Here is a 14,761-nt window from a genome sequence, read left to right as displayed (position 1 = left end):
GTTGTGTGGCTTGTTCGTGATCACTTCTTGGCTCCGGGCTTCCTGGACGCGCCGGCGCCCGCGGCCTTCTTCGCCGCTGCCTTCGCCTCCTGTTTGTATGCGCGCACCTCGGCGAGCGATTCGGGACCGGTGATGTCGGCGACCGAGCGGTGCGAGCCGGGCTCGCCGTACGTTCCCGCCGCCTCCCGCCAGCCCGTGGGCCGTACACCGAACTGCTTGCCCAGCAGTGCGAGGAAGATCTGCGCCTTCTGGGTGCCGAATCCGGGCAGTGCGTTCAGCCGTTCCAGCAGCTCGGCCCCGGTCGCGGCGTCCGCCCATACGGCGCTTGCCTCGCCGTCGTACTCCGCCACGAGGTACTGGCACAGCTGTTGCACCCGCTTGGCCATGGAGCCGGGATACCGGTGCAGTGCGGGTTTCTCGGTGAAGAGAGCGGTGAAGGCGTCCGGGTCGTGGGCGGCGATCTCGTGGGCGTCGAGATCGTCGCCTCCCATCCGCTGCGCCAGGGTGTACGGGCCGGTGAAAGCCCACTCCATCGGCACCTGCTGGTCCAGCAGCATGCCGACGAGAGCGGCGAGCGCGCTGCGGCCGAGGAGCTCGTCCGCCTCGGGCTGCTGGGCGATCCGCAGGGTGACGTCTTTGCTGTTGTTGCTCTTGGTCATTCTTTGATCATCACGAGAGCGGGGAACGTCTGCGAGTCGGGTTGCTGCCGTTGGCTCACAGCTCCAGGCGGGAGCCGGTGCCGCCCTCGAACGCGGCGCGCATCCGGCGGTCGTGCGTGACGACCACCAGCGTGCCGGTGTACTGCGCCAGGGCCGCTTCGATCTCCTCGACCAGGGCGGGAGCGAGGTGGTTGGTCGGCTCGTCGAGGAGCAGGAGGCCGGCCGGGGCGCTGACCAGGACGGCCAGTTCGAGCCGGCGCCGCTGGCCGGTGGAGAGTGCGCGTACGGGGGTGGCCAGGTCGCTCGTACGGAACAGGCCGAGCGGGAGCAGTTCGGCGGCGGCCTCCTCGGGGTCGCTGTGGTGCCGGGCGGCGGCGAAGGCGGCGAGCACGGTGCGGTCGTCGTCGGGGAGCGCGGTGTTCTGGCGGAGGAAGCCGATGCCGTCGGGGCGGCGGACCGTGCCCCGTTCGGGGACCAGTTCACCGGCGAGTACCTGAAGCAGGGTGGACTTTCCCGCTCCGTTGGGGCCGGTCACCAGGAGGCGCCCGCCCGGTTCGATGCGCAGGGCGTCGAGGGTCAGCCGGCCCGGTACGCGCACTCCGGTCAGCTCGGTCCCGCCGGCGGTCAGGCTCCGGATGCTGCCGGTGAACCGCAGGGGCTCCGGGGGCGGGGGCACCGGGTTCTCGGTGAGCCGGTGCACCTGTTCGCGGGCGTTGCGGATACGGCTCATCGCGCCGTGCGCCCGTGAGCGGGCCCGGAAGGCGCCCGCGCCGCTGAAGGCAGCTGGTGCCTTGCGGGGGATGGCGGAGAGCAGCCCGATGTTCGATTCGGCGAGGGCGGAGTGCCGGGCGAGGTCCTCGCGCCACTCGGCGTACTGCCGGTGCCGGCGGGCCCGTGCGGCGGCCTTCGCGGTGAGGAAGCCCTGATAGCCGTTGCCGTAGCGGGCGACGGTGTGCTGTGCCTCGTCGACCTCCAGGACGGTGGTCGTGACCCGGTCCAGGAAGGCGCGGTCGTGGGTGACGGCGACGACGGTGCCCCGGTGGGCGAGCAGATGCTGCTCCAGCCAGTCGACCGCCTCGTCGTCGAGGTCGTTGGTCGGTTCGTCGAGCAGCAGCAGTTCGGGGGAGCCCGCGAGGGTCGCGGCGAGGGCCAGCCGGGAACGCTGCCCGCCGGAGAGGGTGGCCAGCGGACGGCTGCGGTCCGGTGCGACGCGTTCGCCGAGCCTGCGCAGCACGATCTCGACCTGGCGGTCCGCGTCGCGACCGCCGCGCGCCTCGTACGCCGTGACCAGGTCCCCGTACGCCGCCAGTTCCGCGGGGCCCGCGTGGCGCAGGGCCGACTCGGCCTCGCGGATGCGGCGTTCCATCGTGCGCAGTTCGGCCAGCGCGAGGTCGATGGCGTCGCCGACCAGTGCGGTGGCGGGCAGGCCGGGTTCCTGCGGGAGGTAGCCGGTGCCGCCGGGGGCGGTGACGAGGACGGTGCCGTTGTCCGGCTGTTCGCGGCCCGCGAGGAGCCGGAGCAGCGTCGATTTACCGGAGCCGTTGTCCCCGACGACGCCGATCCGTTCGCCGGGGCGGACCGTGAGGGTGACCCGGTCGAGGACGGTGCGGTCGCCGTAACGCTTGGAGACCTCGGTGAGGAGGAGGGGGGCGGTGGTGGTGGCGGTGGTGGTCGGGACCGGGTGCAAGGGCGACTTCTTTCGTGGGCGACAGGGGTGTGATATCTAGACGAGACGTTGCGTCTCGTTAAGGAAACGTACTCCACTGATGCGATGTCGGCAAGACGTTTCGTCTCGCGGAGGCACGGTGCGTCCTTCGTGGCTGCTTCGTGCCAGGTGGTGCTGTCGTGGCTGATCGGGGGCGAGGTGCCGATGATCCCGCTGGTGTCAGGGCGGCAGCCTGGCCGCCCGCATGCGCAGATAGCGGGCCTCGGGCTCGCTCAGGGTGCGGGCGGCGGACCGTTCGTAGGCGGCGCGGGCCCCGTCCGGGTCCCCGGCCTTCTCCAGCAGATGGGCCCGTACGGCATCCAGCCGGTGGTGGCCCGACAGCCGGTCCTCCAGCGCGTCGATCTCCGCGAGCCCGGCGCGGGGGCCGTGCACCATGGCGAGGGCGACCGCCCGGCCGAGCTCGGCCATGGGGTCGGACGCGTGCCGTACGAGGACGTCGTACAGCGCGAGGATCTGCGGCCAGTCGGTGTCCTCGGCGCGCTCGGCCTCGTCGTGGAGTGCGGCGATCGCCGCCTGCACCTGGTAGGCCCCGGCAGGCCCTTCGGACAGAGCCTCGGCGACCAGGGCGGTGCCCTCCGCGATCGCGTGGCGGTCCCAGCGGGTGCGGTCCTGCTCGTCCAGCGGGATCAGTTCACCGTGCGGTCCGCTGCGGGCCGCACTACGGGCCTCGGTGAGCAGCATCAGGGCCAGCAGGCCCGTCACCCGGCCCTCCCGGGGCAGGAGCCCGCGTACGGAACGGGTCAGCCGGATCGCCTCGCGGGCCAGGTCCGCACGGTGCAGATCGTGGCCCGAGGTCGCCGTATGACCCTCGTTGAAGATCAGGTAGAGCACCTGGAGCACGACGGCGAGCCGATGGTCACGGTCCTCGGGCACCGGCTGCCGGAACGGTGTGCCCCGCACCTTCTGCTTCGCCCGGCTGATCCTCTGCGCCATGGTCGCCTCCGGCAACAGATGGGCGCGGGCGATCTCGGCAGTGGTCAGACCACCCACGGCACGCAGGGTGAGGGCGACCTGCGCCGCCGGGGACAGCGCGGGATGGCAGCACAGGAAGAGCAGGGTGAGGGTGTCGTCCTCGGACGGGGCGCGGCTCTCGCCGGGCGGCGGGGCCGTGAACGCGTCCCGGGGGGTGAGCGCCGCCGCCGTCTCCTCGCGCCTGCGCCGCGCCGATTCGCTGCGCAACTGGTCGGCCAGCCGGCGCGAGGCGATCCTGATCAGCCAGCCGCGTGGATTGTCCGGCAGCCCGTCGGCCGGCCACTGCCGGGCCGCCGCGAGCAGTGCCTCCTGTACGGCGTCCTCGGCCGCGTCGAAGTGTCCGTACCGCCGTACGAGCGCGCCGAGGACCTGCGGCGCATGCCGGCGCAGCAGATCCTCGACCTCGGTCGTACGTCTCACACGGCGCCTTTCAGGACTTCTCTCCGGGGCCCTCGTCGATCGGCCGGATCACCACCGGGTACACGGGCGCGCCCTCGGGCTGCGGGCAGCGCACGATGCGTGCGGCGATCTCGGTGACCCTCTCCAGGTTCTCGCAGTCGAGGACCCAGTACCCGGCGAGCAGTTCCTTCGTCTCGCCGTACGGCCCGTCCGTGATCACCGTCCGCCCGTCGTCACCGAGACCGACGAAGCGGGTCTTCGCGGGTTCGGCCAGTCCCTGGCCGTCCACCATCTCCCCGGTCTCCGCGAGGTCGTCGTTGATCCCCTGCATGAAGGCGAACATGTCCTGCACGTCCTTCTCGCTCCAGGCCGGGCTCTGCGCGGACGCCTTGCCGCTCATCGCGTTGTAGTCGGCCTGCGAGCCCTGCACCATCACCAGGTACTTCATGATTCCTTCTCCTCGGTCGGGGTGCCGCCCCCCGTGGGCGGCTCTCACAGGGGACGTCGGAACCGGGCGGGGATTCTCGACACCGCGCGGAGGCCTTTCCGGAATCACTCGGCGGCCGAGCGGCACCGGGTCCGGCCGGGGTGCCCGGCGGGTCCTGACAGTAGAGTTCGGCTGCGTCTTTCCCCGATCACCGAGGTACCGGCCTTGTCTTCCGCACCCTCCATACCGTCCGAACCATCCGCCCCTCAGTCCTCGCGTGCCGTGAGCGTCGTGGGGATCGGTGCCGACGGATGGGCGGGTCTGCCCGATGCCTCACGTACGGCGCTTCTGACGGCCGACGTCGTGATCGGCGGTGAACGCCAGCTCGCGCTTCTCCCGGCGTCCTGCGCGGGGCGGCGTGTGCCCTGGCCCTCGCCGCTCAGGCCGGCCGTCCCCGGGCTGCTCGCCGCACACGCCGGACGTGCCGTCGCCGTCCTGGCCAGCGGTGACCCCATGTTCTACGGCATCGGCCGCACCCTCACCGAAGAGCTGGGGGCCGGAGCGCTGCACGTCCTGCCCCATCCGTCCTCGGTCTCCCACGCCTGTGCGCGGCTCGGCTGGCCGCTGGAGGAGACCGAGGTCGTCACGCTGGTCGGCCGCCCCGCCGCCCGGCTGGCCGCCGCGCTCCACGACGGGCGCCGGCTGCTCGTCCTGAGCGCCGGTGCCGCCACGCCCGCCGCCGTGGCCGCCCTGCTGTGCGAACAGGGCTTCGGGCCGAGCCGGATGCGGGTGCTCGAACAGCTCGGCGGGGAGCGGGAATCCTGCGCGGAAGGGGTCGCCGAGACGTGGGCGCATCCGGCGGGCGATCCGCTGAACGTCGTCGCGGTGGAGTGCAGGCGCGCACCGGACGCCCTGCGGCTCGGTGCCGTACCGGGGCTGCCCGACGAGGCGTACGAGCACGACGGCCAGCTCACCAAGCGGCATGTCCGGGCGGCGACGCTCGGCGCGCTCGCGCCCGCCCCCGGTGAACTCCTCTGGGACATCGGCGGCGGCTCGGGCTCGATCGCCGTCGAATGGATGCGGACCGCGCCGTCCTGCCGGGCGATCAGCGTGGAACGCGCCCCGGAGCGGGCCCTGCGCATCGCGCGCAACGCGGACCGGCTCGGGGTGCCGGGTCTGCGGGTCGTCAGCGGCCGGGCGCCGGACGTCCTCGCCGGACTCCCCGTGCCCGACGCCGTGTTCATCGGCGGTGGGCTCACCGTCCCCGGCCTGCTCGACGCCTGCTGGGACGCACTGCCCGACGGCGGCCGGCTGGTCGCCAACACGGTCACCCTCGAATCCGAGGCGCTGCTCGCCGAGCGGTACCGGGTGCACGGCGGGGAGTTGGTGCGCCTGGCGGTGGCCCATGCCGTTCCGGTCGGCGGCTTCACCGGCTGGCGCCAGGCCATGCCCGTAACCCAGTGGTCCGTACGCAAACGCTCAGGAGAGTGAATCTAGGCACTGATTCTTGCCTACTCATGCTCAGTGTTGTCTAGAGTGGCCAGCATGTACCGGATCAGCGAGTTCGCGAAGCGGGTCGGCCGCTCTGCTTCCACCGTGCGTCGGTGGGAGCGAGAGGGGCGTCTTACCGCGAAGCGGACTGCTACCGGGCAGAGGTATTTCACGGACGGTGACGTGCGTCAGGTTCTCCAGCCCGGTTTTGATGAGGCCAGCCGGAAGACCGTCGTGTACTGCCGCGTCTCCTCGCCCGGCCAGAGAGACGACCTCGCCTCGCAGGTGGGGGCGATGGAGGAGTTCTGCCGGGGCCGTGGTCTCGCCGTTGACGAGTGGGTCAAGGAGATCGGCGGCGGGATGGACCTCAAACGCAAGAAGTTCCTGGCGCTGATGGACCAGATCGAGCGAGGGGAGGTGGGGACGGTGGTGATCGCGCACAAGGACCGGCTTGCCCGGTTCGGTTTCGAGTATCTGGAGCACGTGTCCGCGAAGAACGGCTGCACGTTTCTGGTCGCCAACCAGGAGTCCCTGTCCCCGCAGGAAGAGATGGTCCAGGATCTCCTTGCCATCGTGCACACCTTCTCTTGCCGCCTGTACGGGCTGCGCCGCTACGAGAAGACACTCAAGGACGAGCTGTCCGGTGGTGGCCGGTGAAGGTCACCCGCATCGCCTACTCGAAGCAGCTCAATGCCGGGAAGTCGTGCCAGCTCGAAGAGCAGGCACGACGACTCGGACAGGTGCGCTCGAAGGTGTGGCGCGAGTACGGCTCGACAGGCGGTGTCGGAGTCAAGGACCGCACCATCCGTGACCAGTGGATGGCCAACGGCACCGCCGCCACCTTCGATGTGCTGGCGAACGCCTGGAAGGAAACCGTCCGGGACGCGGGCGTCGGCATCACCGCGAACCGGGAAGCCGCCAAGGTGCCCGTGCGCCGCGCCATCGACCGCCGCGTTAAGGACGAGACGGAACGCAAGCGCCTGTACACGGCGCTCAAGCGCGACACCTGGACCGCAGACCCGTACCTGTGCCGACTCATGCGTAAGCACTGGAAGCGGGGCCGTAACAAGACCCGCAATCAGATCGTGGTGCGCTCCGACCAGTACAAGACCTTCACCCTCACCGAGGGCGGGAACATCTGGCTCGCGGTGCCCGGCCTGGAACGGCGGCAGCTCGTCAAGATCCCGCTGAACACCACGGTGGCCCCCACAGGGACGCTGCGCCTGATCCTGCGGGACAAGCGCGTTGAGGTGCACTACGCCATCGACGCGGCCGACATGAAATCTTCTCAGCGCCCCTGCGGCACCAGGACGACCGGCGTGGACAAGGGATACACCGAAGTCCTCACCGACTCCGACGGACAGCACCACGGCACCCAGCTCGGCGACCTGCTGACCTCTGAGTCCAACCACCGCAAGGTTAAGAACGTCTGCAGGTCAAAGCTCCGCGCTCTCGCGGAGAAGGCAGAGAAGCGTGGCGACCTGGGCAAGGCCCAGCGGATCCGGGACAACAACCTCGGAACCCTTAAGCGGAACCGCAGGTCTTCCCGATGGGAACAGTGCGTCCGCAGCGTCACCTTCCAGGCTGTACACGCGGTAGCCGACAAGGCCACCGTGATCGTGGCCGAAGACCTCACCAAGACTTTCGCCGGCAAGAAGAAGCTGGGGAAGAACACCAACCGAAGGCTCGCGGCGTGGACCAAGGGTGTCACCGCCGAAGCACTTCGAGCCGTGTCGGACCGCAGAGGTTCTGCGGTGCGGCTGGTCAACGCTGCTTACACGTCACAAGTCGTCCCCTTTACGAACATCCTTGGTGTCCGGAAAGGGGACCGGCTTCACTGCACCGAGTGCGGGGCCGTGTGGCAAGCAGACCATGCCGGTGCGCTCACCATCCTGAACCGAGACAGTGATCCCGACATCACGCTGTACACCCCGCACATGCGGGTGAAGCAGATCATCCAGGAACGGCACGAGCGCCAACGGTCCCGACTGCCGATGGACCAGGACTCCAGCACACAGTCGCTATGCGTGTGCGGAGAGCGAAATATCCGATCTGCTCAGCAATGAGCAACGAATAGGAAGCAGACAACACATGACCGTGTACTTCATCGGCGCGGGCCCCGGTGCGGCCGACCTGATCACGGTGCGCGGCGCCCGCATCCTCGCCGCGAGCCCCGTCTGTCTGTACGCGGGCAGCCTCGTGCCGCGCGAACTGCTCGACGACTGCCCGGCGGACGCGCGGCTCGTGGACACCGCGCAGCTCGACATCGAGCAGATCACGGCTGAGCTGATACGGGCCCACGCGGCGGGGCACGACGTGGCGCGGCTGCACTCGGGCGACCCGTCGGTGTTCAGCGCGGTCAACGAGCAGATGCGGCGGCTGGACGAGGCGGATGTGCCGTACGAGGTGGTGCCGGGGGTGCCGGCGTTCGCCGCGGCGGCGGCTGCGCTGAAGCGGGAGCTGACCGTGCCGACGGTCGGCCAGACGGTGATCCTCACGCGGATCGCGCAGCGGGCGACCGCGATGCCGGAGGGCGAGGACCTGGCGACGCTCGGGCGCAGCGGTGCGCTGATCGTGCTGCATCTGGCGGCGCGGTACGTGGACCGGGTGGTCGAGGAACTGCTGCCGCACTACGGGGCGGACTGCCCGGCGGCCGTGGTGGCGATGGCGTCGCGGCCCGACGAGCTGATTCTGCGGGGGTCGCTGGACTCCATCGCGGAGCAGGTGAAGGAGGCGGGGGTGATCCGGACCGCGGTGATCATGGTGGGCCGTACGTTGGGGGCGGAGCAGTTCCGGGACAGCCACCTGTATTCGCCTGGTCGTGACCGGCACGTGTGCTGAGGCGTGCGCCTGAGGGCCCGCCCCTCCGGAGGGGCCTCAATCGCCGGACGGGCTGAGATTGCTGGGCCCGGTCCGGCGGGGTTCCGTCCTCAAACGCCGGACGGGCTCGAAGCGGTCACCGCACTCCGCTGCGACCCACCACCGTTCCCGCGCGGTCGATGCAGATGACGTCCACCGCCACCGGCGCCCCGCGCAGCACCGACAGTGCCTGGTCGCGCGCGGTCACCGCCACCAGGTCGCCCAGGGGGACGCCCGCCGCCGCGCACAGCTGGAGTGCCGCCAGACCGGTGTTGGCGGTGGCGATCCGGGCCGCCAGGGCGTCGTCCGCGCCCCCCTTCCGCGCCAGCTGCGCCAGGAACGGCTTGTCGACCTGGGAGCGGGCCGAGTGCAGGTCCAGATGACCTGCCGCCAGTTTCGACAGCTTCGCGAAGCCGCCGCACACCGTGAGCCGGTCCACCGGGTGCCTGCGTACGTACTTCAGCACCGCACCCGCGAAGTCCCCCATGTCCAGCAGGGCGATCTCCGGCAGCCCGTACTCCGCCACCACGGTCTTCTCCGACGTCGAGCCGGTGCACCCCGCCACATGCGTGTGACCGGCGGCCCGGGCCACATCCACCCCGCGGCGGATCGAGTCGATCCAGGCCGAGCAGGAGTACGGCACGACGACCCCCGTCGTCCCCAGGATCGACAGGCCCCCCAGGATGCCGAGGCGCGGATTCCACGTGGAGCGGGCGATCTCCTCGCCGTGGTCGACGGAGACGGTGATCTCCACGTCCCCCGAGCCGCCGTGCTCCGCAGCCACCCGCGCCATGTGCTCGCGCATCATCTGCCGGGGCACGGGGTTGACCGCCGGCTCCCCGACGTCGAGCGGCAGCCCGGGCAGGGTGACCGTGCCCACGCCGGGGCCGGCCCGGAACACCACACCGGAACCCGGTGCGGAGCGGCGCACGGTCGCCCGTACCAGCGCCCCGTGCGTCACGTCCGGGTCGTCGCCCGCGTCCTTGACCACCCCGGCCATGGCCCGGTCGGCGGACAGCTCCTCCACCGCCAGGGCGAAGGACGGCGTCTGCCCCCGGGGCAGTGTGATCGTCACCGGGTCGGGGAAGTCGCCGGTCAGCAGCGCCGTGTACGCGGCCGTGGCCGCGGCGGTCGCACAGGCCCCGGTCGTCCACCCGGACCGCAGACCGGTGTGTTTGAGTTGGGCGCTGCGCCCGCCCTTCGCCTCACTGCTCATGGATGGACCATCCGATGCGTCTGCATGTACTCGTGCTCGGCGGCACGACGGAAGCCCGGCGGCTCGCCGGGTCGCTGGTGGACACCCTGCCCGCCGGAACGCGGGTGACCAGTTCGCTCGCGGGCCGCGTGGCCCGTCCCGCACTCCCGCCCGGCGAGGTGCGGATCGGCGGTTTCGGCGGGGCCGATGGGCTGGCCGAGTGGCTGCGGGCGCACCGGGTGGATGCCCTCATCGACGCCACCCATCCTTTCGCCGGGACGATCAGTTTCAACGCGGCCGCGGCCGCCGCCGCAGCCCATGTTCCCCTGCTGGCGCTGCGCCGCCCAGGGTGGGTGCCCGTCGTGGGCGACCGCTGGCACCCGGCCGGCTCCCTGACCGCTGCCGCCGGCCTGCTGCCCGCGCTGGGCCCTCGCGTCTTCCTCACGACGGGGCGGATGGGACTGGCGGCGTTCGCGGAGCTGGACGAGCTGTGGTTCCTGATGCGTTCGGTGGACGCCCCGGACGCGCCGTATCCCGCGCGCATGGAGGTCCTGCTCGACCGGGGCCCGTTCACCCTCGACGGGGAACGGGACCTGATCCGCCGCCACCGCATCGACGTCCTCGTCACCAAGGACAGCGGCGGCGACGCGACCGCCCCCAAGCTCACCGCGGCCCGGGAGGCCGGAATCCCGGTGGTCGTGGTCGGCCGGCCACCGGTACCCGAAGGGGTCCCGGTGGCCGGCACACCCGAGCAGGCCGTGGCCTGGCTGCGGGCGACGGTGGCGTCCCGTCCTTAAGGGGCGGGCGGACAGGCCCTAGGCCTCCGGGTAGCGCCTCGGCGTCCAGACGATCTCCTGGCCGTCGCCCCGCCGCACCCACTGGGTCTGCGAGGACCCGACGATGAGGATCGTTCGCATGTCGACCTCTTCCGGGTCGAGATCGGCCAGCCGTACCGTACGGACGCTCTCCGTCGGCCCGCCGACATCGCGGCCCAGCACTACGGGCGTGTCCGGGGAGCGGTGCTCCAGCAGCAGGTCGCGGGCCTTGCCGACCTGCCAGGTCCGGGTGCGCGACCCGGGGTTGTACAGCGCCATCACCAGGTCGGCCGTGGCCGCCGCGCGCAGCCGCTCGGCGATGACCTCCCACGGCTTGAGGCGGTCGGACAGCGAGATGGTGGCGTAGTCGTGGCCGAGCGGTGCGCCCGCGCGGGCGGCGGCGGCGTTGGCCGCGGTCACGCCCGGCAGCACCCGTACCGCGATGTCCTTGTAGAGGTCCTGCGACGCCACCTCCAGTACCGCCGTCGCCATCGCGAAGACCCCCGGGTCGCCGCCCGACACGACAGCCACGCGCCGGCCGCGCCCGGCCAGGTCGAGAGCGAACTCGGCGCGCTCCGACTCGACCTTGTTGTCGGAGCCGTGGCGCGACTGGCCGGGCCGGACCGGGACCCGGTCCAGATACGTCGTATAGCCGACCACGTCGTCGGCGGCGGCCAGCGCCCCGCGCGTCTCGGGCGTCAGCCACAGCGGCCCCGCGGGGCCGGTGCCGACGACGACGACCTCGCCGGAGCCGGGTGTCCGCTCGGGGCGCGGCGCGTCGATACGGCTCGGCAGCACGGCGACCGCGAAGTACGGCACCGAGTCGGCGTCCGTGTCCGCGAGGTCGCCGGTGCGCTCCCCGGCCATCGTCGCCCGCTCCACGTACCGCGCCTCGGGCAGCCGCCCGGACGCCTCGAAGGCGCGGCGCACGGCGGGGAACGTACGGCCCAGCTTCATCACGACCGCGGAGTCCGTGGCCGCCAGACGTGCCGTCAGCTCCTCCTCGGGCAGGGTGCCCGGCAGGATCGTCAGCACCTCCTCGCCCTCGACGAGCGGGGTCTTGAGGCGGGCAGCGGCGGCGCTGACGGAGGTGACGCCGGGGATGACCTCGGTGTCGTAACGGTCCGCGAGCCGCTTGTGCATGTGCATGTACGAGCCGTAGAACAGCGGGTCGCCCTCGGCGAGCACAGCGACGGTGAGCCCGGCGTCGAGATGCACCGCGAGACGGGCCGCCGCCTCGGTGTAGAACTCCTCCAACGCGCCCCGGTAGCCGCCCGGGTGGTCCGTGGTCTCCGTGGTGACGGGGTAGACCAGGGCCTCTTCGATGTGGTCGGCACGGATGTGCTCGGCCGCGATGGAACGGGCGATGGAGCGGCCGTGGCGGGCGCTGTGGTACGCCACGACGTCGGCTTCGGCGATGATCTGGACGGCCCGTACGGTCATCAGGGACGGGTCGCCGGGGCCGAGGCCCACGCCGTACAGCCGGCCGGTGGTCCGTGAGCTCTGCGTGTTCTCCGCGCGCTGCGTGTTCTCCACGCTCTGCTGGGTGCTCACGGTCACTCCTCCTCGCTGGCGATGGCGTTGATGGCCGCCGCCGCGATCGCGCTGCCGCCGCGACGGCCGCGCACGATCATGTGCTCCAGGCCGGACGGGTGGGCGGCCAGGGCGTCCTTGGACTCGGCGGCTCCGATGAAGCCGACCGGCATGCCTATGACTGCGGCGGGGCGCGGGGCGCCCTCCTCGATCATCTCCAGCAGCCGGAAGAGGGCGGTGGGCGCGTTGCCGACGGCGACGACGGCGCCCCCCATGCGGTCCCGCCACAGTTCGAGGGCGGCGGCGCTGCGGGTGGTGCCCATCTTCGCCGCGAGGTCCGGTACGGACGGGTCGGACAGGGTGCAGATCACTTCGTTGTCCGCGGGCAGCCGCTTGCGGGTGACGCCGCTCGCGACCATGGCCACGTCGCAGAGGATCGGTGCGCCGGACCGCAGCGCGGCGCGGGCGTGCGCCACGGCGTCCGGGGAGAAGGCGAGATCGCGTACGAGGTCGACCATGCCGCAGGCGTGGATCATACGGACGGCGACCTGGCTCACATCGGCGGGCAGCCCTGCCAGATCCGCCTCCGCGCGGATGGTGGCGAAGGACTGGCGGTAGATCGCCGGTCCGTCCTTCTCGTACTGATGCACAGTGCCTTCGCTTTCTCTGTCGGTTTGGTGATGGGTTGTCATGTGGTGGTGCGTGCTGTCGCCACCGCGGTGGCGAGCGAGGTCGTGCCGGGCGGGACGTTCACCGGGTCGTGCGGGCTGTCGTCGTCCCGTACGACGGTGATCCGGTGGCCGCCGTCGGGGGTGGCGACCACGTCGACCCACTCCCCGTGCGGGTGGCCGCACCGGCGTTCGCACCCGGACCAGTAGACGGGCAGCCGCCCCGGGGGGCCGACGGTGGCCGCCGCGTCGGCGCGTACGTCGGCCAGCGACTTGGCGCAGCCGGGCCGTCCGATGCAGGCGCCCACTCCCGTCCAGGGGGACGCGGGGCCGGTGATCAGCCCGGCCGCGTCGAGGGCGGCCAGCAGTCCGGGGGCCCGGTCCGTGGGTGCGCCGGGCACGATGACGCCGCGCCACGGGGTGAGGCGGAGCTCGCCGGCGCACCGGCGGGCGGTGTCGACGAGCAGCTGCCACTGGGCGGGGCCGAGGCGGCCCAGCGGTACGCCCGCGGAGAGCGCGACGGTGTTGTGGTGACCGGCGGGTACGGGGCCGGGGGTCGGCGGGGTCGCGCTGGCCGGGCGGGGGACCTGTGCCGGGGTGGTCCCGGTGAGCTGCTGGGCGATGCGGGCCAGCAGTGCGGCGCGGGTGTCGTCGGGCAGGTCCTTCACGCGCCAGGCGCCGGATGTCCGGGCGGCGTCCAGGAAGGCTTCGGCGGCCAGGAGGGCGGCGCGGGGGGCGTCGGTGGCGGGCAGGCGCAGGACGGTGTCGCTGTCGCCGATGCGCAGCAGGGCGGTCGTGGAGTCCGCGATGAGGGTCACGTCGGCGCCGAGGGCGTCCACGTCGCCGCGGCCGTCGTCGAGGGCGAAGAGGAAGCGGCCGGAGAGCGCCGTCGCGTTCTCGCTCCGGCACAGCAGCCGGTCCAGCTCGGTCAGCCACGGGCGGATGTCGGGCAGCTCGCGGTCGTCGAGGCCCGAGAGGGGGGAGGCGACGATGTTCCGTACGCGTTCGTGGCGTTCGGAGGGCAGGAGTCCGGCGTCGCCGAGCACCTGGGCCAGCTCGGGGCCGCAGTCCGGGGCGAGGCCGCGGAGCTGGGCGTTGCCGCGTGAGGTGAGGTGCACGTCGCCGTCGCCGAGTCGCCGGGCCGCTTCGTGCAGGGCCTCCGCCTGAGCGACGGTCAGGATGCCGCCGGGTATGCGGACCCGGGCGAGCGCGCCGTCGTCCGCGCGGTGCAGGCGCAGTGTGCCGGGGCAGGCATCACCACTGCTCCGGGCACAGGCGGCGCCCTGGGACCGGGGCGAAAGGGCGGATGCGGACATGGCGGCGAGCATACCGACCATCACACCGGCGTCGGCCGGGCCCAGTGCGATGGCCGGAACGGAGACGCTGAACGGTGCGCGATGTCCGGTGGGTGGGGTCGGGGTCCCTCCGGGGTGTCTCCTCGGAACGGGCGAGGCACCCGGAACGCCGACGAGACCGGCACGTACGCCCGCCCCTGCGGGGACCCCCCTGCACGCCCCCTCGACAACGTCCGGCGCCAAAAGGCCGTCGCCGCTCGCCCCACGGACCCGCACCCGGCCATTTTTCCGGCCACAACCCCCCAGACCCCGGGTCCGCTCAACTGATCGACCGCCCCCCGCAGCCGGTGGCCCGGTCCCCAACCCAGCCCGCAGCCAGCCAACCCTCAGCCCGTACCCCGGCAATCCCCAGCCCGTCGGCGCTTGAGGACGGAACCGAGCTCGTGGTCCGGGCCCACCAACCAGCCCGTCCGGCGTTTGAGGACGGAACCCAGGGCCGGGGTCCGGGCCCCGCACGCCGCCCGTCCGGCAACCGAGGACAAGATCCCGGGCGCCCCCCACCCGCACACCCCCGCCGCTTAGGATGCACATGGCGGTCCACTCGGACCGCCATCGCCAGACGGCGACAGGGGAGGAAGCCCGGTGAGATTCCGGCGCGGTCCCGCCACTGTGAGCCCGGCCGAGAACCGGCCGGGCGAGTCAGGAACTCCCTTCCCCGCACG

General features: G+C 72.1%; 13 protein-coding genes and 1 riboswitch. Of the genes, 5 read left to right on the top strand and 8 right to left on the bottom strand.

What is annotated here, in order from left to right; all coding sequences use genetic code 11:
* Nucleotides 1-20: 20 nt before the first annotated feature.
* The 4 genes from ACFT7S_RS14280 to ACFT7S_RS14265 form a co-directional block, all read right to left on the bottom strand.
* Complete coding sequence (locus tag ACFT7S_RS14280) at nt 21-659, bottom strand: HhH-GPD-type base excision DNA repair protein (RefSeq protein ID WP_382731123.1); 639 nt, start codon at nt 657-659, stop codon at nt 21-23.
* Between the two features lie 55 nt (nt 660-714).
* Nucleotides 715-2,346 carry a ribosomal protection-like ABC-F family protein gene (abc-f, locus tag ACFT7S_RS14275; protein WP_382731120.1) on the bottom strand — a complete coding sequence of 544 codons (1,632 nt, stop codon included), beginning with the start codon at nt 2,344-2,346 and terminating at the stop codon, nt 715-717.
* A 198-nt stretch (nt 2,347-2,544) separates the two neighbouring features.
* Entirely contained in the window at nt 2,545-3,777 is a 1,233-nt protein-coding gene (locus ACFT7S_RS14270; RefSeq protein ID WP_382731117.1) for an RNA polymerase sigma factor, read from the bottom strand.
* Between the two features lie 10 nt (nt 3,778-3,787).
* Nucleotides 3,788-4,204 (bottom strand): YciI family protein, encoded by a 417-nt coding sequence (locus ACFT7S_RS14265; RefSeq protein ID WP_382731115.1) that lies wholly within the window; start codon nt 4,202-4,204, stop codon nt 3,788-3,790.
* 204 nt (nt 4,205-4,408) lie between these two features.
* Between ACFT7S_RS14265 and cbiE the strand changes: the two genes are divergently transcribed.
* Genes cbiE through cobM form a run of 4 tightly spaced genes read left to right on the top strand, consistent with a single transcriptional unit; the run spans nt 4,409 to nt 8,515 of the window.
* Nucleotides 4,409-5,674 carry a precorrin-6y C5,15-methyltransferase (decarboxylating) subunit CbiE gene (cbiE, locus tag ACFT7S_RS14260; RefSeq protein ID WP_382731112.1) on the top strand — a complete coding sequence of 422 codons (1,266 nt, stop codon included), beginning with the start codon at nt 4,409-4,411 and terminating at the stop codon, nt 5,672-5,674.
* A gap of 45 nt (nt 5,675-5,719) precedes the next feature.
* Nucleotides 5,720-6,331 carry an IS607 family transposase gene (locus tag ACFT7S_RS14255; RefSeq protein WP_382731109.1) on the top strand — a complete coding sequence of 204 codons (612 nt, stop codon included), beginning with the start codon at nt 5,720-5,722 and terminating at the stop codon, nt 6,329-6,331.
* Nucleotides 6,328-7,740 (top strand): zinc ribbon domain-containing protein, encoded by a 1,413-nt coding sequence (locus tag ACFT7S_RS14250; protein ID WP_382731106.1) that lies wholly within the window; start codon nt 6,328-6,330, stop codon nt 7,738-7,740. Before ACFT7S_RS14255 ends, ACFT7S_RS14250 begins: the two co-directional genes overlap by 4 nt.
* Nucleotides 7,741-7,765: 25 nt before the next feature.
* Nucleotides 7,766-8,515 (top strand): precorrin-4 C(11)-methyltransferase, encoded by a 750-nt coding sequence (gene cobM / locus ACFT7S_RS14245; RefSeq protein WP_382731103.1) that lies wholly within the window; start codon nt 7,766-7,768, stop codon nt 8,513-8,515.
* A gap of 115 nt (nt 8,516-8,630) precedes the next feature.
* Here the strand turns inward: cobM and ACFT7S_RS14240 are convergent, their stop codons facing one another.
* Nucleotides 8,631-9,749 (bottom strand): cobalt-precorrin-5B (C(1))-methyltransferase, encoded by a 1,119-nt coding sequence (locus ACFT7S_RS14240; protein ID WP_382731100.1) that lies wholly within the window; start codon nt 9,747-9,749, stop codon nt 8,631-8,633.
* 20 nt (nt 9,750-9,769) lie between these two features.
* Between ACFT7S_RS14240 and ACFT7S_RS14235 the strand changes: the two genes are divergently transcribed.
* Nucleotides 9,770-10,525: a cobalt-precorrin-6A reductase gene (locus tag ACFT7S_RS14235; RefSeq protein ID WP_382731357.1), complete on the top strand. Its 756-nt coding sequence runs from the start codon at nt 9,770-9,772 to the stop codon at nt 10,523-10,525.
* Between the two features lie 18 nt (nt 10,526-10,543).
* Here ACFT7S_RS14235 and ACFT7S_RS14230 read toward each other — a convergent pair whose 3' ends face one another.
* From ACFT7S_RS14230 to cobG, 3 genes are read right to left on the bottom strand one after another with little or no spacing between them, the layout of a single operon-like run.
* A complete protein-coding gene (locus ACFT7S_RS14230; protein ID WP_382731354.1) occupies nt 10,544-12,079 on the bottom strand; it encodes a precorrin-2 C(20)-methyltransferase in 1,536 nt (511 codons plus the stop codon).
* Nucleotides 12,080-12,099: 20 nt separating this feature from the next.
* On the bottom strand, nt 12,100-12,726 hold the full coding sequence (locus tag ACFT7S_RS14225; protein ID WP_382731097.1) for a precorrin-8X methylmutase: 627 nt from the start codon (nt 12,724-12,726) through the stop codon (nt 12,100-12,102).
* Between the two features lie 38 nt (nt 12,727-12,764).
* Nucleotides 12,765-14,072, bottom strand: a complete 1,308-nt coding sequence (gene cobG / locus ACFT7S_RS14220; protein ID WP_382731094.1) for a precorrin-3B synthase — start codon at nt 14,070-14,072, stop codon at nt 12,765-12,767.
* A 598-nt stretch (nt 14,073-14,670) separates the two neighbouring features.
* Nucleotides 14,671-14,748: riboswitch (cobalamin riboswitch) on the top strand.
* Nucleotides 14,749-14,761 lie beyond the last annotated feature (13 nt).

The sequence above is a fragment of the Streptomyces sp. NPDC057136 genome (assembly GCF_042670885.1).
GTDB lineage: Bacteria > Actinomycetota > Actinomycetes > Streptomycetales > Streptomycetaceae > Streptomyces.
Note: the sequence above shows the minus strand (reverse complement) of the source record. Positions and strands in the feature narration are given on the sequence as shown.